Origin of the sequence: Kitasatospora sp. NPDC057904, from assembly GCF_042887925.1 — a bacterium.
GTDB lineage: Bacteria > Actinomycetota > Actinomycetes > Streptomycetales > Streptomycetaceae > Kitasatospora.
Genome location: NZ_JBHVOL010000001.1, coordinates 259,474 through 285,240 on the forward strand (window position 1 = coordinate 259,474; position 25,767 = coordinate 285,240).

General features: G+C 73.1%; 27 protein-coding genes. 14 read left to right on the top strand and 13 right to left on the bottom strand.

Translation table 11 applies throughout. The annotated features are described in order from the left end of the window. Window positions 1–27: 27 nt before the first annotated feature. Complete coding sequence (locus ACFVSN_RS01260; protein WP_387596325.1) at window positions 28–354, bottom strand: hypothetical protein; 327 nt, start codon at window positions 352–354, stop codon at window positions 28–30. A 49-nt stretch (window positions 355–403) separates the two neighbouring features. Between ACFVSN_RS01260 and ACFVSN_RS01265 the strand changes: the two genes are divergently transcribed. After that, window positions 404–1,159 carry an isochorismatase family protein gene (locus tag ACFVSN_RS01265; RefSeq protein WP_387596322.1) on the top strand — a complete coding sequence of 252 codons (756 nt, stop codon included), beginning with the start codon at window positions 404–406 and terminating at the stop codon, window positions 1,157–1,159. A 190-nt stretch (window positions 1,160–1,349) separates the two neighbouring features. On the opposite strand, the gene ACFVSN_RS01270 is transcribed toward ACFVSN_RS01265, so the two are convergent. Beyond that, complete coding sequence (locus ACFVSN_RS01270) at window positions 1,350–1,799, bottom strand: hypothetical protein (protein ID WP_387596319.1); 450 nt, start codon at window positions 1,797–1,799, stop codon at window positions 1,350–1,352. 274 nt (window positions 1,800–2,073) lie between these two features. Here ACFVSN_RS01270 and ACFVSN_RS01275 point away from each other — a divergent pair, with 274 nt between their 5' ends. Next, entirely contained in the window at window positions 2,074–2,757 is a 684-nt protein-coding gene (locus ACFVSN_RS01275; RefSeq protein WP_387596316.1) for a DUF6215 domain-containing protein, read from the top strand. A gap of 230 nt (window positions 2,758–2,987) precedes the next feature. Here the strand turns inward: ACFVSN_RS01275 and ACFVSN_RS01280 are convergent, their stop codons facing one another. The 3 genes from ACFVSN_RS01280 to ACFVSN_RS01290 form a co-directional block, all read right to left on the bottom strand. After that, window positions 2,988–3,809, bottom strand: a complete 822-nt coding sequence (locus tag ACFVSN_RS01280) for a lipase family protein (protein WP_387596313.1) — start codon at window positions 3,807–3,809, stop codon at window positions 2,988–2,990. Window positions 3,810–3,965: 156 nt separating this feature from the next. After that, window positions 3,966–5,024, bottom strand: a complete 1,059-nt coding sequence (locus tag ACFVSN_RS01285) for a methyltransferase (RefSeq protein WP_387596310.1) — start codon at window positions 5,022–5,024, stop codon at window positions 3,966–3,968. A gap of 83 nt (window positions 5,025–5,107) precedes the next feature. Next, the gene (locus tag ACFVSN_RS01290; RefSeq protein WP_387596307.1) at window positions 5,108–5,938 is read right to left on the bottom strand and encodes an isocitrate lyase/phosphoenolpyruvate mutase family protein; all 831 of its coding nucleotides are present in this window, start codon (window positions 5,936–5,938) and stop codon (window positions 5,108–5,110) included. A 244-nt stretch (window positions 5,939–6,182) separates the two neighbouring features. Between ACFVSN_RS01290 and ACFVSN_RS01295 the strand changes: the two genes are divergently transcribed. Then, window positions 6,183–6,722, top strand: a complete 540-nt coding sequence (locus ACFVSN_RS01295; protein WP_387953575.1) for an Imm63 family immunity protein — start codon at window positions 6,183–6,185, stop codon at window positions 6,720–6,722. On the opposite strand, the gene ACFVSN_RS01300 is transcribed toward ACFVSN_RS01295, so the two are convergent. Beyond that, window positions 6,646–7,734, bottom strand: coding sequence for an alcohol dehydrogenase catalytic domain-containing protein (locus ACFVSN_RS01300; protein ID WP_387596301.1), 1,089 nt, complete (start codon window positions 7,732–7,734; stop codon window positions 6,646–6,648). The genes ACFVSN_RS01295 and ACFVSN_RS01300 overlap by 77 nt on opposite strands. Before the next feature lie 101 nt (window positions 7,735–7,835). On the opposite strand from ACFVSN_RS01300, the gene ACFVSN_RS01305 reads away from it, so the two are divergent. The 6 genes from ACFVSN_RS01305 (at window position 7,836) to ACFVSN_RS01330 (ending at window position 13,928) form a co-directional block, all read left to right on the top strand. Further along, window positions 7,836–8,729 carry a LysR family transcriptional regulator gene (locus tag ACFVSN_RS01305; RefSeq protein ID WP_387596299.1) on the top strand — a complete coding sequence of 298 codons (894 nt, stop codon included), beginning with the start codon at window positions 7,836–7,838 and terminating at the stop codon, window positions 8,727–8,729. Between the two features lie 78 nt (window positions 8,730–8,807). Then, on the top strand, window positions 8,808–9,662 hold the full coding sequence (locus ACFVSN_RS01310; protein ID WP_387596296.1) for an alpha/beta fold hydrolase: 855 nt from the start codon (window positions 8,808–8,810) through the stop codon (window positions 9,660–9,662). Next, window positions 9,659–9,787: a hypothetical protein gene (locus tag ACFVSN_RS01315; protein ID WP_387596293.1), complete on the top strand. Its 129-nt coding sequence runs from the start codon at window positions 9,659–9,661 to the stop codon at window positions 9,785–9,787. Before ACFVSN_RS01310 ends, ACFVSN_RS01315 begins: the two co-directional genes overlap by 4 nt. A 76-nt stretch (window positions 9,788–9,863) precedes the next feature. After that, window positions 9,864–10,244 (top strand): hypothetical protein, encoded by a 381-nt coding sequence (locus tag ACFVSN_RS01320; RefSeq protein WP_387596290.1) that lies wholly within the window; start codon window positions 9,864–9,866, stop codon window positions 10,242–10,244. A 560-nt stretch (window positions 10,245–10,804) separates the two neighbouring features. After that, window positions 10,805–12,280 (top strand): WD40 repeat domain-containing protein, encoded by a 1,476-nt coding sequence (locus ACFVSN_RS01325; RefSeq protein WP_387953576.1) that lies wholly within the window; start codon window positions 10,805–10,807, stop codon window positions 12,278–12,280. A 274-nt stretch (window positions 12,281–12,554) separates the two neighbouring features. Further along, the gene (locus ACFVSN_RS01330) at window positions 12,555–13,928 is read left to right on the top strand and encodes a hypothetical protein (protein WP_387596284.1); all 1,374 of its coding nucleotides are present in this window, start codon (window positions 12,555–12,557) and stop codon (window positions 13,926–13,928) included. A 275-nt stretch (window positions 13,929–14,203) separates the two neighbouring features. Here ACFVSN_RS01330 and ACFVSN_RS01335 read toward each other — a convergent pair whose 3' ends face one another. From ACFVSN_RS01335 to ACFVSN_RS01345, 3 genes are all read right to left on the bottom strand, one after another. Beyond that, the gene (locus ACFVSN_RS01335; protein ID WP_380490756.1) at window positions 14,204–14,977 is read right to left on the bottom strand and encodes a TauD/TfdA family dioxygenase; all 774 of its coding nucleotides are present in this window, start codon (window positions 14,975–14,977) and stop codon (window positions 14,204–14,206) included. A gap of 133 nt (window positions 14,978–15,110) precedes the next feature. Continuing rightward, window positions 15,111–15,515: a hypothetical protein gene (locus tag ACFVSN_RS01340; protein ID WP_387596281.1), complete on the bottom strand. Its 405-nt coding sequence runs from the start codon at window positions 15,513–15,515 to the stop codon at window positions 15,111–15,113. Window positions 15,516–15,672: 157 nt separating this feature from the next. Continuing rightward, window positions 15,673–16,608 (bottom strand): MerR family transcriptional regulator, encoded by a 936-nt coding sequence (locus ACFVSN_RS01345; protein ID WP_387596278.1) that lies wholly within the window; start codon window positions 16,606–16,608, stop codon window positions 15,673–15,675. Between the two features lie 219 nt (window positions 16,609–16,827). Here ACFVSN_RS01345 and ACFVSN_RS01350 point away from each other — a divergent pair, with 219 nt between their 5' ends. Next, complete coding sequence (locus ACFVSN_RS01350) at window positions 16,828–17,628, top strand: aldolase (protein WP_380509671.1); 801 nt, start codon at window positions 16,828–16,830, stop codon at window positions 17,626–17,628. A 1-nt stretch (window position 17,629) separates the two neighbouring features. Continuing rightward, window positions 17,630–18,514 carry a dihydrodipicolinate synthase family protein gene (locus tag ACFVSN_RS01355; protein WP_387596274.1) on the top strand — a complete coding sequence of 295 codons (885 nt, stop codon included), beginning with the start codon at window positions 17,630–17,632 and terminating at the stop codon, window positions 18,512–18,514. Between the two features lie 108 nt (window positions 18,515–18,622). Here the strand turns inward: ACFVSN_RS01355 and ACFVSN_RS01360 are convergent, their stop codons facing one another. After that, on the bottom strand, window positions 18,623–19,450 hold the full coding sequence (locus ACFVSN_RS01360; protein WP_380443090.1) for a HEAT repeat domain-containing protein: 828 nt from the start codon (window positions 19,448–19,450) through the stop codon (window positions 18,623–18,625). 104 nt (window positions 19,451–19,554) lie between these two features. Then, complete coding sequence (locus ACFVSN_RS01365) at window positions 19,555–20,130, bottom strand: helix-turn-helix domain-containing protein (RefSeq protein ID WP_380443088.1); 576 nt, start codon at window positions 20,128–20,130, stop codon at window positions 19,555–19,557. A 130-nt stretch (window positions 20,131–20,260) separates the two neighbouring features. On the opposite strand from ACFVSN_RS01365, the gene ACFVSN_RS01370 reads away from it, so the two are divergent. Beyond that, the gene (locus ACFVSN_RS01370) at window positions 20,261–21,544 is read left to right on the top strand and encodes an MFS transporter (RefSeq protein WP_387596270.1); all 1,284 of its coding nucleotides are present in this window, start codon (window positions 20,261–20,263) and stop codon (window positions 21,542–21,544) included. Window positions 21,545–21,554: 10 nt separating this feature from the next. On the opposite strand, the gene ACFVSN_RS01375 is transcribed toward ACFVSN_RS01370, so the two are convergent. Both ACFVSN_RS01375 and ACFVSN_RS01380 read right to left on the bottom strand, forming a co-directional pair. After that, a complete protein-coding gene (locus ACFVSN_RS01375) occupies window positions 21,555–22,412 on the bottom strand; it encodes a YhjD/YihY/BrkB family envelope integrity protein (RefSeq protein WP_387596267.1) in 858 nt (285 codons plus the stop codon). Window positions 22,413–22,547: 135 nt separating this feature from the next. After that, entirely contained in the window at window positions 22,548–24,101 is a 1,554-nt protein-coding gene (locus ACFVSN_RS01380; RefSeq protein ID WP_387596264.1) for a Na+/H+ antiporter, read from the bottom strand. A gap of 247 nt (window positions 24,102–24,348) precedes the next feature. Between ACFVSN_RS01380 and ACFVSN_RS01385 the strand changes: the two genes are divergently transcribed. Continuing rightward, window positions 24,349–24,855, top strand: a complete 507-nt coding sequence (locus ACFVSN_RS01385; RefSeq protein WP_387596261.1) for a GNAT family N-acetyltransferase — start codon at window positions 24,349–24,351, stop codon at window positions 24,853–24,855. Window positions 24,856–24,947: 92 nt separating this feature from the next. Then, window positions 24,948–25,691, top strand: a complete 744-nt coding sequence (locus ACFVSN_RS01390; RefSeq protein WP_387953578.1) for a hypothetical protein — start codon at window positions 24,948–24,950, stop codon at window positions 25,689–25,691. The last annotated feature ends 76 nt before the right edge of the window (window positions 25,692–25,767 follow it).

A 25,767-nucleotide genomic window follows, 5' to 3' on the forward strand; every position in this document is an offset into this window, starting at 1 on the left:
CGCAAAATGCGCCGGGGCCGGCCGCGGTCACTCGTCGAGTGCTGCGGCCGGTGGCACGGCCGAGCTGGAGATCCGCGACCTTGTTCGGACGGTCCCCGGCGTCCACGCCGCGTACAGATCCCCCTCCTTCACCCACGCCGTACCGTCATTGAAGACCACCCCGATCCAGTTCCCCGACAAACGCAGCCGCTTCGCACCATTCGTCTCATCCATCCAACTCCCCGCCAGACCACCGTCCTTCACCACCGCATGCCCATCCGTGGACAGGACGCCGATCCAACTCGAAGTGATGACAACTCCGCAGACCTTCCGACGCGTGGTCCCGGACACTGCCAGGATCGGCGCACCGACCATGACAGCTCCTGCCCCGCACCACAGCCCACCGGCCCGAAGGAGTCCCGCCTTGACCCTGCCCGCCGACGCCGCCGACGCCCCCGGCACCGCCGACGCCCCCGTCCGCCTGCACGCCTGGTCGATCCCGGAGCGGGAGTACGCGCGCCAGGAGGAGCGCCGCGGCCGCCGGCACGCCTACACCCGGCTCGATCCGGCTCGCACCGCCCTGGTGGTGATCGACATGGTGCCGTTCTTCGACGGGCCGTACGCGCGCGGCGTCGTCCCGCAGATCCAGGCCCTGGCGGACGCCCTGCGGCACGCCGGCGGCCTCGTGGCCTGGGTGCTGCCGGGGGCAGGTGGGCCGACGGCGGCCCGCGAGGCGTTCTACGGGCCCCGCGTCGCCGAGCTCTACCGGGCCTCCGGGGGCAGCGGCCCGCTCGCCGGACGCCTGCGGCCCGAGTTCACGGTGGACGAGGAACGCGACCTGATCGTCGAGAAGGACGCGATCAGCGCTTTCTTCCCCGGCTTCTGCCCGCTGCCCGGCCTGCTGGCCGAGCGCGGCATCGACACCGTGCTGGTGTGCGGGGTCGTGACCGACGTGTGCGTGGCCGGGTCGGCGCGCGACGCCTTCACCCTCGGCCTGCGCGTGGTCGTGGTGGCCGACGGAACGGCGACCCGCAGCGATGAGGTCCACAACGCCACCTTGCTGACCCTGCACCGGTCCTTCGCCGACGTGCGCCCCACCGCGGAGGTCCTCGACCTGATCGGGGCGGGGCACCCTGGACCTTCCGTCGCCGCCGCACCGGAGGCCGGCATGACGCCGTGAAGCGGGTCGGGTTCGACGACCCGGGCGTACGCGCAGCGGCCCCGGGCCGGGCCGTGCTACACCTGCCGCATGCCGGCCGGGGACCCGGAGTTCCGGCACGGGGCCGTCCACCGCACCCACCGGCTGCGCACCGCCCCGGTCGTCACCCGCCCGGGTGACAACGGTGGTGCGCCCGGAGGTTGACCGCCGATCATCGGCTCGGTCGCGGCCCCGGCACCGGGCCGTCACACGGCGCCACGCGCTGCGGCGGCAGGAACGTCGGGCCGCTTGATGCCGCACCGGCCGCCAACACCCCCCGCGCCGCCACCAGGTTCGCCGCGGCACGACGCAGGTGCCAGGCGGACAGGGGGACGGACGCGGCGCACACCGGCCGGTCCCACCGCGCGGCCGCTTCCGCCGCGGCCGCCGCCACGCCGAGCAGCGCCCCGGCCTCGGTCATCGACCGGCTGACCTGCGAACTGCGGGCCTCCGCCGCAGTCCGGCGCAGCAGGATCGCGATGTCCTGCGCGTCGGGGATCCCCTCGGCCCAGTCGTATCCCCAAAGGGACAACTCGCGTGCGCAGCGGACGATGTGCCGTGCGTGGCGGTCGGGCCAGGTGGTGGGTGGGGGTGGCGTGGGCAGGGCGTCGTCGTTCGGCACTCCTGCATGATCGACCGCAGACGGCCGGTGGGGGAGGGGAACCGCGGATTCTGTTGACGACCCGTTGCACGACTGCCGGTGCGGAGCGCTACAGTGCGCCCTGTCGTGTGCCCCGTCCGGCCGTCGGGCGGGCGTCGGGCGGACGTCGATCCCCTGATCGGGCGGGCTGACCAGCGCAGTCGTACGTGAGCGCGAGGGCGGGGACGTAAGATCATCTCCGTTCGCGGGCCCCCGAGCGGTCGAGAACGAGCTTCCCGGGAAAGGGGACCCACCGATGGAAACCGGTACCAAGACCGAGGCCGAGGCCACGACCGAGACCCACGCCACCGAGACCGAGGCCACGACCGAGAACAGCACCGGCCCCGACAAGATGACCCGCGTCCTGCTGGTCATATGCGGCGTCGTCCTGCTGGCCACCGTCACCACGGCCGGTCTCTGGGCGACGGGCGTCCTCAAGCCGCACCGGACGCAGGCGGTCTGCAGCGGGCCCGGGCCCGCCGGCCCGCCCGAGTACGCGGCCCTGTGCGCCGCCCTCAACCGCCCCGACCTGCCGGCCCTGCTCGGCACCCCGAACGACCACGTGTCGAACGCCGCACCCGGACTCTCGGACGGACTCGCGATCGCGGAGGTGCGCCTGGAGCACTACGTCGTCGCCGTCAGCGACGCCCCGTGGGCCGTCTCGTCCCTGGGCGACAGTCCGAACACCGAGCGCGTCACCGTCCTCGGGCACCCCGCGGTGGCCTCCTCCGGCCACGCGCTCGCGCTCTTCGGCGGCAAGGACAAGCAAGGCCCCCTCACCCGGAACCTGACCGTCGCGACGAACCCCAAGGACTCCACCGGCAAGGCCTACCAGTTCTCCCTCTTCCGGCAGGACGGTGGGACCCCCGACGACGCCGACCTGCGCCGGGTCGCCGAGACGGTCCTGCCGGCCCTCCCGGGCTGGGTCCCCACGCAGTAGCGTCGCCCGGGGCACCGACGGAGAACGTCGTCACACAGGCACGGCACCGTCCGACGCGGGCTCGCACAAGCGCGTCAGCGCGGCGTGGTCCTCGCCCCCGGGTCGCCCGGCAGAACGCGGGTGTGGCGGCCGCCCCGCTGCCCCGCGCCGCCGACACCCGCCGCGGGGTGCGCACGGCTGTCGGCGGCGGACGGCCGGTCAGCCGTGCGAGGGCGGCCCGGGCCGTGAACTCACAGGTTCTTCTCCAGTGCCGCCAGGTAGTTGCGCATCAGGTGGTCGCGCACGCCCTCGCCCGTAGGCTCGAAGGCCGCGGCTGTCAGGCCCCTGGCACGGTTGGCGATGCCCGAAAGGAGGCTGCTGGCGCCCTCGTGAATGGTGCCGGTGGAATCGATGAAGCGCAGGGCGTCGGTGTGGGTGAAGGCCGGCTCGGGCGGAAGCTGGGGGACGATGTCGTTGTTGTTGACGAAGCGGTAACTGCGGCCCTTGAGCGCCTTGTTGTACGCCGCGGAGAGCATGCGGTCGCACGTGCGGGGCTGGCCGAAGGTGACCACGCCGTCGGCGGTCAGCCGCGGGTCCTCCAGGGTGAGGCGGGCGGCGGCGAGCATCGCCAGGGCGCCACCGAGGCTGTGACCGGTGAACCAGATGCTCTGGTCGTCGGTGCGCAGCTCGCCGATGGCCTTGCGGACGTCGGGGAAGACCGATTCGAGGGCCTCGGCGAAGCCGAAGTGGACGTAGCCGGTGCCGCCGGGCCCGGGCCAGGGTGGGGTGCTGGAGTCGGTGAGCCAGTCGCGGATCTCCTTGGGTTCGGTGCCGCGGAAGGCGATGACGATCATCCGGTCGCTCGCCATGGTGTACGCCTGGGTGTCCTGCAACGGGAACGGCGGGGTGAACCGGGTCTCGTGGTGGCGCACCGTGTCGAAGCCCCAGTCCCGGGCCTGCCGGTCGATGGCGGTGTCGTCCTGGTAGGCGAGGGCCGCGGCTCTGGCCAGGCAGTAGGCGTGGGCGAGGCTGTAACCGGTCGCGGTCCGGTCGAAGGTGGTGGGTACGGCCACGGTGGGAGCTTCCTCTCTCCGGTGGGACAGTGCCCCTCGTTCGTAGCGGAAGCGTCGGCCGCCGCCGGGACGGCAGCGCCCTGGAGTCACCCGGACAGGCTCGAAGCCCACAACGGACGGGCATGCCGCCTGCCGGAACACCCGCCCACAGCGGCATCACACCGGGACGGCCTCGACCACGGACAGCACCGTCGGCGTGGGGAGGATCCGGGACAGGCGCAGCCCGGCACGGTCGAAGAGCTCCGCGAAGTCCGCCTCGGTGCGCTCGCGGCCCGTGAGGGAGGTCATCATCATCAGGTCCAGGCTCTTCGCCTGGTGGGGCGCGTTGTCCCGGGGGACGACGGCGTCCAGGACGAGGAGCCGGCCGCCGGGGCGCAGGGCCCGGCGGCAGTGGCCGAGCAGGGTGACGCACTCGTCGTCGTCCCAGTCGTGGGTGATCCGCTTGAGGAGGAGGACGTCGCCGGTGGGCACTGCGCTGAAGAAGTCGCCCTCCGCCGTGGTCCAGCGGCCCGTGATCTCCTTGTCGCCGTCCAGCCGGTTTCCGGCCAGGACGTGCGCCCGGTCGTAGAGGACGCCCTCCAGGCCGGGGTTGCGGCGCAGCACCTCCAGCAGCAGGCCGCCGTGGCCGCCGCCGACGTCCACCACCGTTCCGCTGTCCGGGAGTTCGCAGGCGGCCGCGATGGCGGCGTTCTCCGGGTCGGACATCGCCGCCATGCCCACGTGGAAGACGGCGGCGGTCTCCGCGTCCCCGGCGAAGTGGTCGAAGAACGGCTTGCCGAAGACCGCGTCGAAGGCCGCGGTGCCCTCGGTGAGGCAGTGCACCATCCGCTCCGCGGGCAGCCAGAAGGTGCGGTCGGTGAGCATCCGCACCGCGCTGCGCGCGGAGTACGGGACGTCGCTGCGCAGCGCCTGCCCGGTTTCGGTCAGCGTGAAGCGGCCGTGCTCGTCCTCGGCGACGACGTCCCGGGTGGCGAGCAGGCGCAGCACCCGGTACAGGTTGCGGGCGTCGGTGCCGGTGGCGGCGGCGAGTTCGGCGGCGGTGGCCGGGCCGTCCGCGAGGGCGTCGGCCACCCCGGTCTCGGCGGCGGCGCGCAGGGCGGCGGGGAAGACGAAGCCGAGGGCCTCGTCGATCAGGAAGGCGGCCGAGCGGCGCAGGCTCTCCTCCGCCGCCGTCGGTGCCCCGTCCTCGGTCGTCCGGTCCTCGTCGTTCGGCATGCGTCCTCCGTCAGGTGGGCCTCCGGTGCGTGCGCCAGGATACTGCCCGGCGTCACGAGCGGTAAGCACACCGTGACGTCCCGTCAGTCGCGCATCAGGGCATTGAACTCGCCGTAGTCGACGGCGTCCGTCAGGCCCGTGTAGGTGCCGGTGGCGACCAGCTCCGCCGCCACGCGCCGGACGACCGCGTACGCCGCCTCGGCGACCGCGGAGCCGAGGCTGACCCGGGCGACGCCGAGCTTCGAGAGCTCCGCGACGGACGGCGCGCCGGGGCCGGCCAGGATGTTCAGCGGGGCCGGGATTCCGGCGGCGAGTGCGGCGACCACGTCGACGTCGGTGACGCCGGGTACGAAGATGCCGCTGGCCCCGGCGTCGAGGTAGGCGCGGGCGCGGTCGAGGGTCTCCTGGAGGCGGTTTTCCTCCGGGCCGGCGCCGAAGAGGTAGGTGTCGACCCGGGCGTTGACGTAGAGCCGGACGCCGGCCTCGTCGGCCGCGGCGCGCGTGGCGGCGAGCCGCTCGCACTGGTCGGCGACCGGCCGCAGCACCGAGCCGCCGACCGGGAATCCGTCCTCGATGTTGATCCCGACGGCCCCGGCGGCCACAACCCGGGCGACCGTGTCGGCGACCTCGGCGGGAGTGGCGCCGAACCCGCTCTCGATGTCGGCGGTGACCGGGACGGACACCGCGTCCACCACCCGGCCGATCAACGCGATGGCCTGGTCCCGGTCGAGCCGGTTGCCGTCCGCGGCCCCGAGCCCCCAGGCGACACCGGCACTCGTGGTGGCAACGGCCCGGGCCCCCGCCGCCTCGACCAGGCGCGCGCTGGCGGCGTCCCAGGCGTTGGCCAGGGCCAGCGGTGCGGCGGGGGCATGGAGGGCGTGGAACAGCTCTGCACTGTCGTGCTGTGAAGTCATGACCGGTATTCCACCAGCGGAAGTCGCCTGCCGGCTGGCGGATTTGCGACAGCATCGTCACGAGAGGCATCGAACACGGTCCCCATCGCCGCGAAGCACCCAGGCGAATTATCGTCAGATCGACGAGAATCGGCTATGCTCGGCGCGCCCGGCCGATATCGCGATCGGCGAGTCGGGAACGCGCCGGAGACGGCCCAGACTTCGCTCCGCCCCGGGCACGGGCGGCAGCGACACGGTGAGGACGATGACCACGGACAGGGCAGCACGGATGCGGCGGCACCTGGAGGCCGAGATCGCGCGACTCGGCGCCGCCATCGGGCTGAAGGACGGGCCGACGTTCGAGAACCATGACGGCGCCCGCCCGTTCATCCTCGTCTGCGGCGACGGCACGCTGCAGTACCTCGCCCTCGAACGAGGAGTGATCTGCTTCTCGCGGACCACCCGCGATCCCGACGAGCTGCTGTACTGGGCGTACGCCGATGCGACCGCGACCCTCGCCCTCCACTGGACGAATAAACGGGGCCTGACCGGGGAGAAGCATCTGGCGGCCAAGTGGAAGCGCCGGGCCACGCTGCTGCACTCTCTCAACCCCGAGTGGGCGAAGCGGTGGCGGGCGGAGCTGATCGAGACCCTCGGGCCCGAGGGTGAGCACCACCTCGTCCCCACGCTGCCCCCGCCGCCGGCCACAACCACATCCTGGCGCTGCGTCAGGCAGTCAACGGCACAAGGCTCGTGCGGTCGAAGGGGCCGCCGTGAGCGGCGGCGTACGCGATGGCGTCGTTGACCGCGTCGAGGGTGAACGACCGGACGCGCTCCGGGGCGAGGTCCAGGGTGCCCGAGGCGAGAAGCCGGATGATGCCGACGTTGGCCGTGCGCGGGTACATCCACTGCCCGCGTACGGTGATCGAGTTGCGCATGATCCACGGGTACGGGAGCGCGAGGTCCTCGCCGCCGAGCATGCCGACGCCGCCCATGAGAACGACGCGGCCGTACTCGCGCACGGTCATGGCCGCCGCTCGGGACGCCGAACTGGGGGCGCTCGGCGGGAGCAGGTCGAGCACCAGGTCGATCGGGCCGTCGGCCGCCGCCGACATCGCCGCGCGGTCGGCGGTCTCGTCCCCGGTCAGCGGGACCGGGCGCAGCCGCGGACCGAAGCGGTCGGCCAGCAGGGCGAGCACGGCCCGGTTGCGCCCCGGGGCGATCACGCGGCCCGCTCCCATCGCGAGCGCGACCGCGACCGCGCTGCTGCCGAGGTTGCCGGTGGCTCCGCTGACGAGCAGCGTCTCGCCGGCCGCGAGGCCGCCGGCGAGCAGCCCGCCGTACGGGATGACGTGCACGCCGAGCGCGGCCCAGCGGGCCGGGTCCTCCCCCGCCGCGGCGGGCAGCGGGTAGACGTTCTCCGTCGGCACCCGCATGAGCTCGGCGAACGAGCCGTCGTGCAGGTGGCGGGCGAGGCGCGCGCCGCCCTCGCCGCGTGAACTCCAGCCCTGGAGCGTGATGTCGGGCGTCAGGGCGTCGTCCCGCGAGCGCACCGTCGAGTCGCACCACACCAGGTCGCCGACGCGCAGCCGGGTGGCGTCCGGGCCGACGTGGACGATCCGCCCGATGCCGCCGATCCCGGGCACGACGGGCGGGACGAGGGGGTACTTCCGCCTTCCGTCGAAGACCTCGGCCGCGTAGGGCGCCACGGCGGCGGCGAGGACCTCGACCACCACCTCGCCGCCGCCGGCCTCGGGGTCGGGCACCTCCCGCACCTCCAGCGGCGCGCCGAAATTCGTCAGAACCGCTGCTCGCACGTCATGACCTCCGTGTTCGTCCCTGCTCTCGGGATCGACCCTAGGAGCCGGGCGGGCATGCCGGAAGCGAAGAATCGGCATCCGTGGTATGCGTAGGCCGCATGGACATCTCCAGCACGGGACTGCGGGTCCTGCGGCAGATCGCCGAGTCCGGCAGCTTCACCGCGGCGGCCACGCGGCTCGGCTACACGCAGTCGGCCGTCTCCCGCCAGGCCGCCGCCCTCGAACGCAGCGCGGGCACCACCCTGTTCGAACGCCGCCCGGACGGGGTGCGGCTCACCCCCGCCGGCCTGACCCTGCTGCGGCACGCCCACACGGTCCTGGCCTCGCTCGCGGCGGCCGAGCGCGAGCTCACCGACGCCGCCCCGCAGGCCGAGCTCGTACGGCTCGGGGTGTTCCTGAGCGCGGGCGCCGCGATCCTCCCCGCCGCCCTCGCCCGCCTCGCGGCGGCCGACCCGCGGATCACGGTCACCACGAGCGAGGGCACCACGCCCGCCCTGGTCCGGGCGTTGCGCGCCGGCTCGCTGGACCTCGCCGTGCTCACGTCCCGCCCACCCCACCGCCCCTTCGACGGGGAGTCGCCGCGCCTGCACGTCGAGACCGTCGCGGACACCGAACTCGTGGTGGCGGTGCCGTCGACCGGGGAGTTCGCCGGGCGCGGCACGGTCCACGTCGACGAACTGGTCCACGTCGGGTGGATCGCCACCCCGTCGTCGAGTTCCGAGCCGCTGCTCGGCGTCTGGCCCGGCCTGCCGGGACGGCCGCGTGTCGTCCACGCCGCCCGCGACTGGCTGACGAAGCTCCGCCTGGTCGCCGGCGGCTTCGGCGTGACGACGGTGCCGTCCGGGCTCGCGCCGCTGCTGCCGCCCGGGGTGAGCCTGCTGCGCGTCGACGGCGCGCCCGCCGAGGTCCGCCGGGTGCTCGTGGCCCGCCTGCCCGGGCGCCCCACCCCGGCGATCACGGCCGTCACCCGGGCGATCGCGTCGGCCGTCTGAATCAGGACCGAAGCGCGAGTAGCGTGGCCCGCGCTCCCTTACCCGTATCCGTACCCGTATCCGTACCGGAGGTTGACGATGCACTCGACGGTCCGCACGTTCCGCACGCCCGACGGCGTGACGCTCGGGGTCGAGCACTTCGGCGACGCGGCGGCGCCGCTCGTGCTGCTCGTGGGCGGCACGACCATGCTCTCCTGGCCCGACGCGCTCTGCCACGCGCTCGCCCGCGGCGGACGTCACGTCGTGCGCTACGACCTGCGCGACTCCGGCGCGTCCACGACCGTCGACCCCGAGGCGCCGGCGTACACGCTGCGCGACCTCGCCGCCGACGCCGCCGCGCTCGCCCGCGGCCTCGACGACCGGCCGGCGCACCTGGCGGGCATCGGCGTCGGCGGGATGGTCGCCCAGGTCGCCGCGCTCGACCACCCGAAGGCGTTCTCGGCGCTCACCCTCGTCGGGACCAGGCCCGTCGCCCCTGGCCCGGTCGACGACGACCTGCCCGACCACGACCCGGCGACGAGGGAGCGGCGGTTCGCGCTCGCCCTGCCCGACTGGTCCGACCGCGCCGCCGTGGCGCAGTACGCCGCCGCCGGCGCCGAGATCCGCGGCGACGACCCCGCCGCGGCACGCACGAGGGCCGAGCGCATCTTCGACCGCACCCCGGGCACGGCGCCCGCGGTCCAGATGGCCAACCAGCTGGGCATGGTGTTCGCCAGGCTCGACTGCACGCCGCGCTGGCGCGAGCGCCTCGGCGAGATCGCCGTCCCGGCGCTGGTGGTGCACGGCCGCCGCGACCCGTTCTTCCCGGTCGGCAACGGCGAGGCGCTCGCACGCGAGATCCCCGGCGCACGGCTGCTCGTGCTGGAGGAGGCCGCGACCGCGCTCCCCGACACGACCGCCGAGGAGGTCGCGGCGGCGATGCTCACGCTGTGAGGCTCATCGGCGAGCCGGACGGCGACACGCTGCTTTCCCTTGTGCAGGAAGTCGGGCCGGTCGATTTCCTGCGCGTGAGGACGAAACGCCGTGCCGACGTCGACGAGCTGTCGAGCCAGGGGTAAGAATCAACGGTAGAGCTTCAGTTGCGGGAGCTCGGGCACGCCGATGCCGATGCCGACACTGACACAAGGGGGAGCCATGGGGTGTGTCCGCGCGGCGGCCGTGATCGTCGGCACCTGGGTGGCGCTGCTCGTGCTGCTGATGACAATGGCATCGAACCTGCCGGACTCCCTGACCCACGGCTCGGTCTGGTCCACGATCATCGTGCTGTGGGTGCTCGCGCTGCTCCTCTGGCCGCCGGTCGCCTGCTTCGCGCTGCGCCGGTGGATCGCCACCGGCCGAACCGGGCGGCCGGGTGCAATGCCGCCCTTCGACCCGAGGATCTCCGCGCCCCCGCCCGAGTCGCCGGAGGCCGCGGCCCGTCGACGGGCCGCGGAAGAGGCCGAGCGTGCGCGCCAGGAGGTGCTTCGACGACGAGGGGGCCACGTCCATTGGCGCCAAAGGCGTCCGCCGCACTGACAAGACGCAGGCCGGTCGAAGGCGTAGGCGGCACAGGAACGGTGAAGCGCAGGACACCCCAGGAATAGAAGCGGCTGAGCCACCTCAAGGACCACCGGAACGACTACGGCGAGAACGACAAGACCTCACGCAGGAACGTCCGGCGGAACAAGCGGATCCCCAACAGCGCCAACCGGCGTCTCGCACAGACCGCGCTGACGGTGCTCCTGGGCTCACCCGACGATGTCCGCGCCGACGCGGTCGAGGAGCGCATGAACGGCCGACGCCCGAAGCGCCGGCGGAAGTCCCCCGACGCGCCGCTGGGTCCCCGGTCGTGCCCGAGGCGGTGGTTGTCAGCGGGTGCGTCTACGGTGCCGGTCATGAATGGTGATGCGTGTGAGGGTGGTTCGGGTGCCGGTCCGGTGGTGGCGGGTGCGTGGTGGACGGACCTGGGGTTGTTGGTGAACGGCGATCCGGCGCGGGTGTGGGGCCTGCTGGACTCGGGAGCGGGTCGGGAGGCTCGTTTGGTGGCGGCGGTGTACCGGGCGTCGGCGCATGTTCACCGGTATGAGACGGCGGGAGTGCGTCGGCAGTTGCTGGCGCTGGACGCGGCTCGGTACGGGGACATGGAGCTGGCTGCGCGGATCGGTGCCGTTCCGGTGGTGGGCGAGCCTGCGCCGCGGTGGCAGGTGGAGTGGTCGACCGGCAGCCAGGTTGATGCCCGGGCCCGGCAGGTCATGACCGCCAACGACCCCGGGTTCGGGGGAGGTGTGTGCGCGGTGGCGACGGCGGTGGCGGACGGCCGGCCGGTCGCCCTCGAGATCTGTGAGGGCGATGAGGTACACGTGTGGGACCTGATCACCGGTGACCAGATCGGCGACCCCCTGATAGACCACGACGGCGTGGTGTACGCGGTGGCAACGACGGTGGTGGACGGCCGGTCGGTCGCCGTCACCGGCGGGAACGCGGTACAGGTGTGGGATCTGGCCACCGGGGAGCAGGTCGGCGAGCCGCTGCACGGCCACGACGGCGTGGTGCGGGCGGTGGCCACCGGGGAGGTGGAAGGCCGGCCGGTCGCCGTCACCGTCGGCGACGACAAGACGGTGCGGGTATGGGATCTGGCCACCGGCGAGCAGACCCGCGCCCTCCTGCACGGCCACGACGGCGTGGTGCGGGCGGTGGCGACGGCGGTGGTGGAGGGCCGGCCGGTCGCCGTCACCGGCGGCCACGACGAGACAGTGCGGGTATGGGATCTGGCCACCGGCGAGCAGATCGGCGCCCTCCTGCACGGCCACGACCGCACAGTGTCCGCCGTAGCGACGAGCGTGGTGGACGGCCGGCCGGTCGCCGTCACCGGCAGCTACGACGAGACAGTGCGGGTATGGGATCTGGCCACCGGCGAGCAGATCGGCACCCTCCTGCACGGCCACGACCGCACAGTGTCCGCCGTAGCGACGAGCGTGGTGGACGGCCGGCCGGTCGCCGTCACCGGCGGCCACGACGGGACGGTGCGGATATGGGACCTGGCCACCTGTCAGGAGATCGGCGAGCCCTTGGAAGGTCCTCCCCTGGAGGTGTGGGCGGTGGCAACCGGGGTGGTGGAGGGCCGGCCGTTCACCGTCACCGGCAGCGAGGACGGGACGGTGCAGGTGTGGGACCTGGCCACCGGCGAGCAGATCGGCAACCCCCGGCGAGGCCACAGCGAAGACATCTCGGCGGTGGAAACCGGCGACGTGGAGGGCCGGCCGGTCGTCGTCACCGACGGCGAGGACGGGACCGTGCGGGTGTGGGACCTGGCCACCGGCGAGCAGATCGGCAACCCCCGGCGAGGCCACAGCGAAGACATCTCGGCGGTGGAAACCGGCGAGGTGGAGGGCCGGGCGGTCACCGTCACCGTCGGCGAGGACGGGACGGTAGAGGTATGGGACTCGGCCACCGGCGAGCAAGTGGGGACGGAACTGCGGTTCCCCGCACCAGTGTTTGCGGTGGCGGTGGCTCCAGGCGGGCGGCTCGCGGTCGGTTTCGGCCACGAGGTCGCGGTCCTGTCCCTCCGCTGACCGGGCAGACCATCCTCCCCATCAGGCCCCGCTAGCCGACGACTTCCACCCCCAGCCCTGGGTCACCCGCCACCTCGCGGTGGTCTGGCGCCCGTAGCGGCACTCCCCCTCCGGTACGACTGGCCGGGTCGTACCGGAGGGGGAGGTTTCGGCCGGAATTCCGGTCGACCTCCCGCCCGGCCGTTGACCACAAGTCGGCCGCAGCGCTTGGCTCTTGCCGAGCCGGGCCGCGGGGGTGTCGGAGCCCGGCACCGTCATCAGGGGAGGACGTTCCATGACCACCGCCCGCACCCGCCGCCGGTCGGCGCGCGCCGCCGCCGTCCTGGCGGTCGCCCTCGCGGTCGGCGCCGCGACGCCGTCCGCCGAGGCCCGCCCACCCAAGGGCGACACCGCCCGCGTCAGCGAAGGCGCCAAGGGCGAGCAGCTCGACGGCTACTCGACCGCGCTCGGGCTGAGCGACGACGGCCGCTCCGCGCTCTTCTCGTCCACGGCCACCAACCTGCTGCCCCAGGGCGGCACTCCGAACAACACCGAGATCTACGTGAAGGACCTGCGCAACGGCCACGTCGAGCGGGTCAGCGTCGCCGCCGACGGCGCCAAGCTCGACGCCATGACCTTCCAGGCCTCGATCAGCGGTGACGGCCGGTACGTCGCGTTCAGCACCACGGCCACCAACGTGCTGCCCGGCGGGTCGAAGCACCGCAGCGACGTCTACGTGCGCGACCGCTGGACCGGCCGCACGGAACTCGTCACCGCGGGCGGCCTGCCCACCACCGACGACCAGACCCCGTACGACGCCCAGAGCCCCTCGATCAGCCGCGACGGCCGCTACGTCGCCTACGTCTCCGATCGCGGCGACCTCGCCCCCGGCCCCGCCACCCGCGGCCGGAACAACGTCTACGTCACCGACCGCTGGACCCATACCAGCCGCCTCGTCACCCTCGGCGCGAACGGCGCGGCCGCCGACAGCAACTCCTTCAACCCCACGATCAGCGCGGACGGCTCCACCATCGGCTTCGGCTCCCGGGCGGGCAACCTGCTCCCGGCCGCCCCTGCCCTCGCCGCGTCCCCAGGGCTTGCACGCGGGCCCCACTACTACCCCTACTACGTCTGGAAGGCCGACACCGGCAGGACCGCCGCCGGCAGCGTGGACGAGGCCGGGCACCTGGGCGGCGCCGCCTACGACGCCCGGGTCAGCCGGGACGGCCGCTACGCCGTCTACAGCCTCGCGACCTTCGGCCAGGGGCAACCCGGTCACGGCGGCACCCGGCTCGACGTGTACGTCCACGAGCTCGCCACCGGCAGGACCACCAAGGTCGACACCGGCCTGCCCGGCACCACCAGCCCCGACGCCGACTCCTCCGGCGGTGCCATGACCGTCGACGACCGCTGGGTCTACTTCGACTCCAGCGCCGACAACCTCGTCCCCGGCGACACCAACAACGCCACCGACGTCTTCCGCCGCGACCTGTGGACCGGGACGATCGAGCGGATCAGCCTGACCCGCGACGGCCGGCAGAGCGACACGGCCGCCTACAGCCCCTCCGTGGACGCCACCGGCGACACGGTGATCTTCGACGCCGACGACGGCAACCTGGTACCGGGAGACACCAACGCGCTCCAGGACGTCTTCCTGCGCCGCCCGTGAGGCACTGACTCCGCCGTCGGAGCCGGGGAGTGCCTCTCCGGCCGCCGGGAGCGTCGGCCACGTGGCCGGCGCCCAGGGAGAGGCACTCCTCACACCCCCCGCCATTCCAGGCGTCACCGCCGGACCTCGACCACCCCTCGCGGTCGCCGTGCCTGCGCGGCGGCCCGAAGGGGCAGGGCCGGTAACGGAGGTTGCGCCGGGGCGCCCTGGGGCGGCTGGGCCGGCCCACCGGACGGTTGGTCCTGCATGGGGCAGTTCGCCCACCGGATCGACCCTCAGTCGGCCCACACCCGCGCGAGGCAGCGCCCGGCCCGCGGCGGGGGCGGGTCGACGAAGGCGGTCCTGCCGTGCAGCACGGTCGTGTTGTCCACCAGCAACAGGTCACCGCGCCCCAGCTGCACGCGCAGGACCATCCTCGGGTCGGCGACGACCTCGTCGAAGGCATCCAGGGCCTCCACTTGACGATCGGTCAACGGCGAGCCGCACTCCTGCTGACCGCGAGTGATCCAGTACCGGTTGTACTGCACCTCCAGCCGGCCGGCACTGCGCCGGAACACGGGGTAGACACGCTCGTAGCCCGGCCCGTCGCCGAAGTCGAAGTCCCCGTAGAGGGCCGGCAGCACCTCCGGGCGGGAGCCGAGCAGGACGTCGTGCACGGCATGCCCGCTGACCAGCAGCGAGTCGCCGCCGGAGCCCGCCGGGCGTACACACAGCAGGGCCATCAGCCGCGCAGGCCGCGGGGACATCCCCCGGTCGGTGTGCGGCCCGAGCTCCGCCTCGTCCAGCTGCGCGCCCGCCGTCAGCAGGTTGTGCCCGGGCAGGGCCAGGTCCACCGGGCGCACCTCGCCCACCTGTGCCAGGATCCGGCGGCACACCTCGACGCAGTCCTCGTCGGCCGGCGCCTCCAGGTCGAGCCCGCGCACGACCGCGAATCCGGGCCCGTGACGCAGGTGCTCCGCGACCCGGTCCACCGGGACCACCCAGTCGCGCTCCTCCAGCTCCGCCCCCTGCCACGCCGAGGGCCCTCCGACCGCGACCGGTGCGTCCATCAACGGCCTCCTCCCGCCTCGACCCGGACACACCGCGAGCGTAAGGCCCTGCGCCGTGCAGGTCACCGTCCTGACGGAGCACCGGCCGGGCGCGCCGGAGCGCCACCGCGCCCCGCTGACGCGCACCCGGCGGTCAGAGGCGCACGATCGCCCAGTACAGCATTCCCACCGCTGCCGCCAGGGCCACGAAGGCGAACACGACCGCGCCGCCGATGCCCTGGTACGGGTCGTACGGCGCGTAGGGCGTCTTGGGCGAGACCACGACGGTCGTGAACGAACCCAGCGGCAGCGGATTGCTGCCGGACGCGTTTCCCACCGTGGCCTGGTAGGTGCGGTCGTTGAGGTAGTACCGCACGATGGGCCGCAGGTAGAACTCGTCGGCCCGGTCCCCCACCCGCTTGTCGTAGTCCACCACCTCGGCCTGCAGGCGGACACCCTCGCCGCGCACCCGCCGGAAGTCGGCGTTCAGGTCGAGTACGTACTTCACCATCCGCACCGTCATCACGAGAACGAACAGCGCGACCCCCAGAAACAGCATGGTGATTGTCTAGCACCCGCCACTCCCCGGCGGCCAGAGGTGCGCGCCACCCGCAGCGACGACTCCATCCCGACCGACCTCGGGAACCGCGTCAAGCGGTAGGGGAAGGGGAGTCCCCGCGGCGTGACCGCTCGCCGCGAGGACCCGGCCCTGCGCGTCACCGGCTCCCGGCGCGCAGGGCCTCCGTGAGCCACGCGAACACGGGGGCCAGGCTCGGCGGGACCGGCCAGCCGTTGATGACGGCCAGCAGGTGCCAGTAGCGCTCCGTCCGCGGGTCGCCCGCGACCTCCAGGCGGGTCAGCAGCCACCGGCGCAGGTCGGCGTCGTCGGGTCGGTCGAAGGTCTCCGCGTAGCGGGCACTCAGGGTGTCGAGGATGCGCCCGCCCTCGGGCGAGGCCGGGTCGGTGCCGGCGTCGAGCGCGCGGCCGACTTCGTCGCGCACGGTCTCCGTGAGCTGTTGATGGAGTCCGGTGATGTCGCCCTGGGCGCGTTCGGCCGCCTGGTACTGCGCCATGCGGCGGACGGCGGCACGGAAGTCCGGGTCCTGGGCGAGTTCGGCGAGTTCCACCCAGGCGTCCACCTGGTCGGGTTCGGGGTCGTCCGGCAGGTCGGGCATGGCCGAGCGCATCATGTCGACGAACTCGGCGTTGGCGTCCAGGCCGCCGAACGTGTCGTCGATGAAGTCGCCGATGAGACGCCGGCGTTCGGCGTCGGAGAGCTTTGCGAGCTTGTGCATGAGATCCATTTCCTCGGTGGTGGAGCCCCGCTTGGCCACCGCGCGCAGCACCGCCCGCCGCAGCCGGAGGGTGCGGATCTGCACCTCCAGGGCGTCGGCGTGCGCGGCCGCGATCTCGGGCACCGAGACCTCGTCGTCCAGCACCCGCCGGATGACGGCGAGGTCGAGTCCCAGGTCGCGAAGCGTGCGTACGAGGTCCAGGCGCGCGAGTGCGCCGACGTCGTACAGCCGGTAGCCGGCCGGGCTGCGGTCCGTCGGCGGCACGATCCCGGAGTCGGAGTAGAACCGGATGGTCTTGACCGTCAGCCCGGTGCGCCGGGCCAGGTCACCGATCGAGAAGAGCGTGTCGCCGTCCATGCCCCCACCTTCGCGTCTCCCCCTGCTGGAGACTCAAGCTCCTTCGCCCGCCGAACGGTAGTGGACCGGCTCCCGGCCGTTGACGTTCCATCACGGGATTCCGAACGGCGCCTTGGACGGACCCTGGACGGACTCTGGACGGAGGACACCTTGTGTCCTACTGTGAACGATGTGTTCTCAACCACGGCACCACCGAGGATCGAAGGAGAGCCGGGCCCCATGGCCGACACGTTCCAGGCGGGCAAGTCCGAACTGGTGGACCTCGCCCAGCGCCGCATGGCGACCGCGATACCCGACAACGGCTGGACGGTGCGCCAGAAGCTCGCGCTGACCTGCCGCATCCTGTTCGACGCCGGGCACGACTCCGGCCTCGCCGGGCAGATCACCGCCCGCGCCGAGCGCCCCGGCACCTACTACACGCAGCGCCTCGGGCTCGGCTTCGACGAGATCACCGAGGACAACCTCCTCCTCGTCGACGAGGACCTCGATGTCCTCGAAGGCGACGGGATGGCCAACCCGGCCAACCGGTTCCACAGTTGGGTCTACCGCGCCCGCCCGGACGTCAACTGCGTCATCCACACCCACCCGCTGCACATCTCCGCGCTGTCCATGCTGGAGACCCCGCTGATCGTCTCCCACATGGACGCGTGCCCGCTCTACGACGACTGCGCGTTCCTGGAGAAGTGGCCCGGCATCCCCGTCGGCAACGAGGAGGGCGAGATCATCTCCGCCGCCCTCGGCGACAAGCGCGCCCTGCTGCTCGCCCACCACGGCCAGCTCGTCGCCACCGGGACGGTCGAGGAGGCGTGCACGCTCGCCCTGCTCTTCGAACGGACCGCGAAACTCCAGCTGTTGGCGAGCGCCGCCGGGAAGATCCAGGAGATCCCCGAACTCCTCGCGCAGGAGGCCCACGACTGGACGTCCACCCCCAAGCGCGGCCAGGCGAACTTCGCCTACTACGCCCGCCGCGCCCTGCGCGCCGGCCACGGCGACGCGCTCACCGCCCGGGAGGGCTCCTGACATGGCGACCACCCTGGAAGGGATCATCGCCTACCCGGTGACCCCGTTCTCGCGCACCGACGACAGCCTCGACCTCGTCCGACTCGCAGCCCTCATCGAGCGGTTGATCGCCGGTGGCTGCCACGCCATCGCCCCGCTCGGCTCCACCGGCGAGAGCGCCTACCTCGACGACGCCGAGTGGTACGCCGCCGCCGAGGCGTCCGTCTCCGCCGTCGCCGGACGCGTCCCGACCGTCGTCGGCATCGCCGACCTCACCACCCGCAGCGCCGTCCGCCGCGCCCGGTTCGCCGAGAAGGCCGGCGCCGACGTGGTGATGGTGCTGCCGCTCTCGTACTGGCGCCTGGACGAGCGCGAGATCACCCGCCACTACACCACCATCGCCGACGCGGTCGGCATCCCGCTGATGGTCTACAACAACCCGGCGACGGCCGGCGTCGACCTCCCGCCGGAGCTCCTGCACCGGCTCGTCACCGAGGTCGACAACATCACCATGGTCAAGGAGAGCAGCGGCGACATCCAGCGGATGCACCGCCTCACCCAACTCTCCGACGGCGCCCTGCCGTTCTACAACGGCTCCAACCCGCTCGCCCTGGCGGCCTTCGCCGCCGGCGCGTCCGGCTGGTGCACGGCCGCACCCTGTGTCATCCCGGAGCTCACGCTGGAGCTGTACCGGGCGGTGCAGGCGGGCGACCTGGACAGGGCCCGTGAGGTGTACTACCGCCAGCTCCCGGTGCTCCGGTTCCTGCTCGACGGCGGCCTGCCGACGACCGTCAAGGCGGGGTTGGCCCTGCGGGGCCTGGACGTCGGCGAGCCCCGCAAGCCGCTGCTCCCGCTCGACGAGGCGGGGACGGCGGAGCTGGCCCGGCTGCTGGCCGCGGCCGCCTGAGTACCCGGCGAGTACCGTGCCCGGCCCCGTCGCGAACGGCGGAGCCGGGCACGGGGGTTCACCGGGCACGGGGGTTCACCGGGCACGGGGTTCACCGGGCAAGGGCGTTCACCGGCCCCGGCGGGCCGCCCCTTGCCGCGCGGCCATCGCCTGATCACGGACGTGCGGCTCCGCGTCCCGCTCCAGCCTGGCCAGGACGTCGGCCACCGCCTCGTCGCCGATCTCCGTCGCGGGAAAGCGCCGCAGGGCGATGGCCACCCAGGCCCGCACGCTCGGGCTGTCGTCGTTGACGAGGCGGCAGATGTCCGGCAGGGTGCGCGGCTGGCGGCGGTAGCCGAGCGAGCTGAGGGCGGAGATGCGCACCTGCTCGGCGGGATCGGCCAGGAGGCCCACCATCAGGTCCACGGCCGCCGGGTCCGTGCCGTGGCTGCCGAGGGCGCCGGCGACCACGCTGCGGATCCGCTCGTCCGGGTCGTGCGCCGCGCGGGCCAGGACGGCGACGTCGGCCGGGTCGGGGACGAAGCCGAGCAGCCAGAGCGCCGCCCGGCGCAGGTCGGCGTCGGCGCTCTCCGTCCAGGGCAGGAGGGTGCGGCGCGCGGCGGACGGATCGTCCTGGGCGAGGACGGTGATCATCGTCGTCAGGCTGTCCTGGTCGTCGCCCAGGTCGCGGGACCAGGCCCGCAGCAGCACGGGCAGGGACGAGCGGCCGGCCGTCTCGGCGAGGAGGCCGGCGAGGACGGAGCGGGCGTACTGGTTCCGGGCGGCGACGGCCGTTTCCAGGTGCGCCTCCAGGCGCGGGACGAGGTCGGCGCTGAGCGTGCCGGTGAGGTGGGCCCCGATCGCGGCCAGCTCGTCGAGATCGCCGTCGGGGTCGAGCAGTCCGGCCACGAGTTCATCGAGCAGCACGGTCTGGTCGTCCGCCGCCAGGTCCCTCACATCGTCCCCCTCGTCACTCCGGCCGCACCGAGCCGTCGGCCGTCAGTGCCCGACCTTTCGGGCTGCGGCACTCTACCAAGCCGTCCGAAACGGCCGGGAGGGCGTCAGGGCAGGCTCGGCACCCGGTCCGAGGGGCCGGCCGGGTCGTCGTGGATCACCACGAGGATGTGCGCGGGCTCCGGCCCGGTGCTCCGACAGCGGTGCGGGAGAGCGGAGTTGAAGTAGACGCTGTCCCCGGGCCCGAGGTGGACGGTCCGCTCGGGGAACTCCAGCTCCGCCGTGCCCGCGTGGACGAAGAAGAACTCCTCCCCCGCGTGCGACTTGAACGGCGATCCGGCGTTGTCGAGCGGCGGGTACATCACGAACGGCACCATCCGCTTGCCGCTGAGCCCGGTCGCGATGCCCTCGTAGTTCGGGGCGCCCGGGCCGGTCCCGCTCGCGATCGGCGTCCGCTCCCCGGCGCGGACGACGGTGACGAGCTCCGGCTCCACCTCGTCCGAGAAGAGCCGGCCGACGTCGACCTTGAGCGCGTGGGCGAGCTTGAGCGCCGTCGAGATCGACGGGTCGCCGAGCCCGCGCTCGATCTTGGAGAGGTAGCTCTTGGTGACCCCGACCTGTTCGGCCAGCGCTTCGAGGCTGAGCCGGTTCTGCTGCCTCAGCACCCGCAACCTGCCGGCCATGCCCCACCCCTCACCCGCGAACCGTCCGGCCCATCATCCCATCACCGCCCGCCGGACCGGCCCGCCGTTCGAGGCACGGCCGCGCCAAACCCGATGGACGCCTGTACGAACCTTCGGCCATAGTCGCTGGGTGCCGAGCCAACCCCCACCCCAGCCCCCGCCCCCGCCCGCCCGTCGCTTCGCCTGGGCGGGCCGCAACTTCCGGATCCAGACGGCCGCCACCGTGGTCAGCGGCCTCGGCAACGCCGGTGCGCCGATCGCCACCGCCTTCGCCGTGCTCGGCGACGGCGGGTCCGGCACCGAGGTCGGGTACGTCACGGCCGCCCGCCTGCTGCCGACCGTCCTGCTGCTGGTGATCGGCGGCGCCCTCGCCGACCGGCTGCCGCGCCATCACGTCATGGTCGCGGCCAACCTGTTCAGCGGCCTCTCCCAGGCCGTCCTGGCCGCGCTCGTGCTGAACGGCCACACCCAGCTCTGGCAGTTGCTCGTCCTCTCCGCGGCCGGTGGCGCCGGATTCGCGCTCTACGCCCCCGCGGCCGAGGGCATGATCCTCCAGAGCGTCCCGCCGGACCACGCCGCCCGGGCGTTCTCGGTCTTCCGGATGGGCCAGAACGCCAGCCAGATCGGCGGGGCCGCCCTCGGCGGCGCGCTCACCGCCGCCGTCGGGCCCGGCTGGGTGCTCGGCCTCGACGCCGTCTGCTTCCTGGTCGCCGCCGCCCTGCGCTTCTTCCTGGAGGCCGAGGCCGCACCCGCCACCTCCGGCACCACCATGCTGAGCGAACTGCGGGACGGCTGGCGGGAGTTCGCCTCCCGCCGGTGGCTCTGGGTGGTCGTCCTCCAGTTCTCCGTCCTGGTGGCCTGCGTCGGCGCGGTCGAGTCCGTGTACGGTCCGGTCGTCGCGGAGGAGCGGCTCGGCGGCGCCGCGGACTGGGGGCTGGCGATGGCCGCCTACGGGGTCGGGCTGGTCGTCACCGGCCTGCTGATGGTGCGCTGGCAGCCGCGCCGCATCCTGCTGGTCGGCAACTGGGGCGTGTTCCTGTTCGGCGTCCCAGCGCTCGCCCTGGCGCTCGCGGCACCGCTGCCGGTGCTGATCGCGGCGATGTTCCTCTCCGGCGTCGGCGTCACCGTCTTCGGCGTGAACTGGATGGTCGCGCTCCAGCAGGAGATCCCGGCCGAGATGTTCTCCCGCGTCTGCGCCTACGACCACCTCGGCTCGCTCTCCCTCGCCCCGCTCGGCATCGCCCTGGCCGGCCCGGTCTCGAACGCGCTCGGCATCTCCGGCGCGCTGTGGGCGTGCGCCGTGATCTGCACCCTCCTCAGCGCGGCGGTCCTCCTCGAACCCCAGATCCGCCGACTCACCCGCAGGACCGCCGACGACGTGCCCGCGGCTCCCGAGCCCGCACCCGTGTCCTGAGGCGTCCCCCTCAGCCCCGGCCGGGCTTCCCCGGCCGGGGCCGCCTGCCCAGGGCCGCCCGGAGCGACAGACCCCGTTCCCGCCAGACGATCCCGGTGACCGCCCCCAGGATGATCACCACGCCGAGGGCGATCAGCCAGGACATGAGGAAGAAGACCACCCCGATCGGCCCGTACTCCGCCGTGTTCGACGTGACGGTGTCCGAGGCGGTGAACGAGAACACCACCCGCATCCCCAGGTAGCAGACGGCGGTGATGACGGCGGACGGCAGCAGGTCACGCCACGGCACCCGGCCCGCCAGGAGGAGCCGCATCAGCACCCACCAGAGCAGGGCGGCCGCCACCAGTGCGACGGCCCCGAGGAGCACGGGCCCGCCCACCCGGTGCAGCGCCGGCCCGGTCCACGCCGCCAGGGCCGCCCCCGCGATCACCACGGCCAGCGACAGCACCTGGTGGAGCACGTCCCGCACGCCCCGCCCAGGGAGCTCGAAGATCCGCTGGTACAGCTGCTGCAGCGCCGACGCCGCGGCGAAGCCGCCCAGGACGAAGAACACCGACGCCGTGCCCGTGACGGCGCTGCTCGTGGTGGTCGACGGGGCGAACAGGTCGCTCACGTCGGCCGACGCCTGCCGGTCCAGGCCCAGGCGCCGCACCAGGGCGGTCACCGTCGACCGGCCTGCCAGCGCGTTCGTCACGATCATGAACGGGAAGAAGCAGAGCAGGAGCGTGGCGGCGAACTGGAGCCCCTGGCTCATGAAGTCGACCGCCTCCAGCCGCTTCCACAGCGCCTCGGCCCACGATCCCGCGTACCGCTCCCTCGCCGAACGCACCATCCGCGCCATCCGCGTCAGGCGGTTGTCGGCCCTCATGGCTGGCGGCTCCCCCTCGCTGCGGACCCGCAGGGACGTGACGGCGGACGACGCCGCTCGCCCGACGTCCTATCACGGAGCGCCCCGGAGCACCGGAACCGTCATCCGGTCGGACGGCGGTCGTCCGCGTCGGCGTCACGGCGTGCCGAGGGCGGCCTCCTCGCGGTCGAGGTCGTGCTGGAGGCGGCGGCGGGTGGTGTCGCTGATGCGGTGCTCGTCGTAGAGACGGCGCAGTTCGGTGCTCTGGACGGCGATGACCTCGCGGCGCAGCTGGCGGTAGGAGGCGTCGGCGGTGGTGCCGTCGGGGGTCTCGGGGGTGCGGTCGAGGCGGGCGGTCAGGGCGCGGCGGACGCGGTCGACGGCGGTGTCGGACAGGGCTTCCAGCTCGGCGAGGTTCTCGACGTGGTCGAGGGCGGTGCGGTTGAGGGCGTCGCGGGCGTCGTCCTCCTCGCGGACGGTGTGCTCGGGTTCGAGGGCGAGGCCGGAGCGGTTGACCACGGCGGCCAGGGTGAGGCCCTGGCCGACCAGCGTGAGGACGACGACGGCGGTGGTGAGGACCAGGACCAGCGGGCGTCCGGCGAGCTTCGTGCCGTCGTCGGTGACGAGCGGGATCGAGAGGGCGGCGGCCAGCGGCATGACCCCGCGGGTGCCGGCCCAGGTGACCACCCCGGCCACCCGCCAGGAGAGCCGGCCGCGGCCCTGCGTCGGCTTGACCGCCCGGGTCAGCGGCAGCGTGGAGAGCACGCGCACCGCGATCAGCACGGCGGCCAGGGCGAGCGCCTGGAGCGGCCACAGGCCGGTGCCCGCGGGCAGGTCCCGCACCAGGGTGGGCAGTTCGAGGCCGACGATGCTGAAGACGACGCTCTCCAGCAGGAACACGACCACCGCGTAGACGGCGTTCAGCTGGAGGCGGATGTGGGCGTCGGTGAGCCGGTGGCCGGAGCGGCCGAGCAACACGCCGGCGACGACGACCGAGGTGACGCCTGATGTGTGCACGGACTCGGCCAACACGTAGGCGGCGTACGGGGTGACCAGCGCTATGACGGTCTCCAGCACCGGGTCGACGGTGCGGCGCCGAACCAGCCACACCAGGCCCGCGACGGCGGCCCCCACCAGACTCCCGCCGCCGCCGAGCAGCAGGAACTCCCCGCCCGCCGCCGGCAGGCTCACCGCCGCGCCGACGGCCACCGCGATGCCGACGGCCACCTTGAACAGCACCAGTGAGGTCGCGTCGTTGAACAGGCTCTCCGCCTGCACCAGCACCTGGACCCGTCCCGGCAGCGCCAGCCGGCGCCCGAGGGCGGTGACCGCCACCGGGTCGGTGCTGGACAGCACGGCGCCGAGCACGAACGCCATCGCGGGCGGCAGGCCCGCGACGGCGACGGCCGCGAAGCCCACGGCGGCGGCGGAGGCGAAGACCAGGCCGAAGGAGAGGATCGTGACCGGGCGCCACACCGTGCGCAGGTCCCGCAGGGACAGCTCCTCGGCGGAGGCGTACAGCAGCGGCGGCAGGACCACCATGCCGATGATCTGCGGCGGAACGTGCAGCGCGGGGACGCCGGGCACCAGGGCCGCCCCGACACCGGCCAGGACGAGCAGCGACGGCGCGGGCACCCGCAGGCGCCCGGCGAAGGTGGCCACGGCCGTGCCCAGAACCACCAGGACGAGAACGATCCCGACTACGTGCATCGACGGAAACAACCCCACCACGACGAACGGGGTCACCGCCGCCCGAATGCCGCAGTAGTCCCCCGAGCCGACCAGGCTTCCCGGCACACCTACGGTCATCTTATCGGTGCATTAGCGGTGGTGACAGCGCATATCCGCCGGGGAGCAGCCGCCGGAAACAGGGTTCGTACCCCGAACCGAGCGACGTGCCCTGTCGGTCGAGGCCGACAGATACCGATCTTGACGTGACTGACGAGTGTGGAGTCAGATGCAGGAAGACGTCGTCGGCACGGAGACGCGGCACGGCCGCAGGGGGTTTGGCGTGTTTGTCGCGGAAGAAGCCACTTTCGATCCTGATGAGATGTTGGGCCTCTACGCCTCGGTCGGCTGGGAGGGCTACACCGCCGACGTCGACAAGCTCTGTCGCGGCCTGCGGAACTCTCATCTTGTCATCACCGCGCGAAACGCTTCAGGAACGCTCCTCGGACTGGCCCGGACCGTCTCCGACGACGAACACATCTGTTATGTCCAGGACGTCGTGGTCAACCCTGCGCATCACCGACAGGGTGTCGGCCGGGCCCTGGTCGAACACCTCATGCGACGCTACTCGCACTGCCGGTTCTTCCTCCTCTCCACGGACCACGAGTCGTCACCGGAAGGCGAGCGCAACCATGCGTTCTACCGGAGTCTCGGCTTCCTGTCCTACGAGGAGAAGCAGATGGCAGGCTTCGGACTGCCCAGGAACCGCCCCGACCTGCGTGACATGACGTCATAGAGATCCGCCCTTCCCGGCCGGCCGACCACCGCCCTGAGTGGAGCCACGCAAAGTCGCATGACAGCTGCGGCCGGCTCCGTGATCCTTGGCCGATGGCCACAGAACCGGACACTCTCAGCCTGAGCATCCTCTGCCCACCACCCGGCGAGGGCTACCTGGAGGTCCGCCCCATCGTTGGTGGCCGGGATCTCCTGGCCGACCTGTCCCTCCGCAGCGGGGGATCGGGCGGCCCCCGGTTCGTGGGCTCGGGCCCCCGGTACCTCCTGGGCCAGGGCAGGCCGTTGCAGGCCACGGCGACGGCTCACGAGGTTCGGCTCGGTCGATCCGGGTGCGGCTTGGAGCAGTGCTGCAGTGCTCTCTACGTGACGGTCGCGCGCGACGGCGACCATGTCGTCTGGGCGGGCTGGCGCGACCCGGCCGGACGGGGCTTCGACCTGCCGGAGTTTCGGTTCGCCGCGGATCGGTACGAGGCCGAGGTCCTGCGAGCCGAACGGGACCGCAGTTGGGAGTGGCCCGCCGCAGTGGTCGCGACCTTGCTCGAAGCGGGCCTCAGGGCACGCGAGGACTGGCTCGCCAGGTGGGATTGCGAGCTGGAAGCCGTCTGGGCCTCCCGCGGGGAGCCCGATCGGATCGACGTCGTCCTGAGGCATCCCCCTGGCCGGGAGGACACGGATCTGCCCTGGGCCCAGTTCCTGATGACCCTCCCGATCTCCGCGGACGACCCGTCGGACCAGGCCACGCGCCTCGAAGCGAAACTGACCGCCGGCGACCCCCGTGCCACGGCCGAACTCTGCGGAGGCTACGACCCCGGGCACCTGGGCTACCCGTGGCCGTAGCCGGCCGTTCCGTGAAGGCCCACCGCGTGCGCGGTCGCGGGCGGTCGGCGCACGGGCCTGGCCGACCTTTTCGATC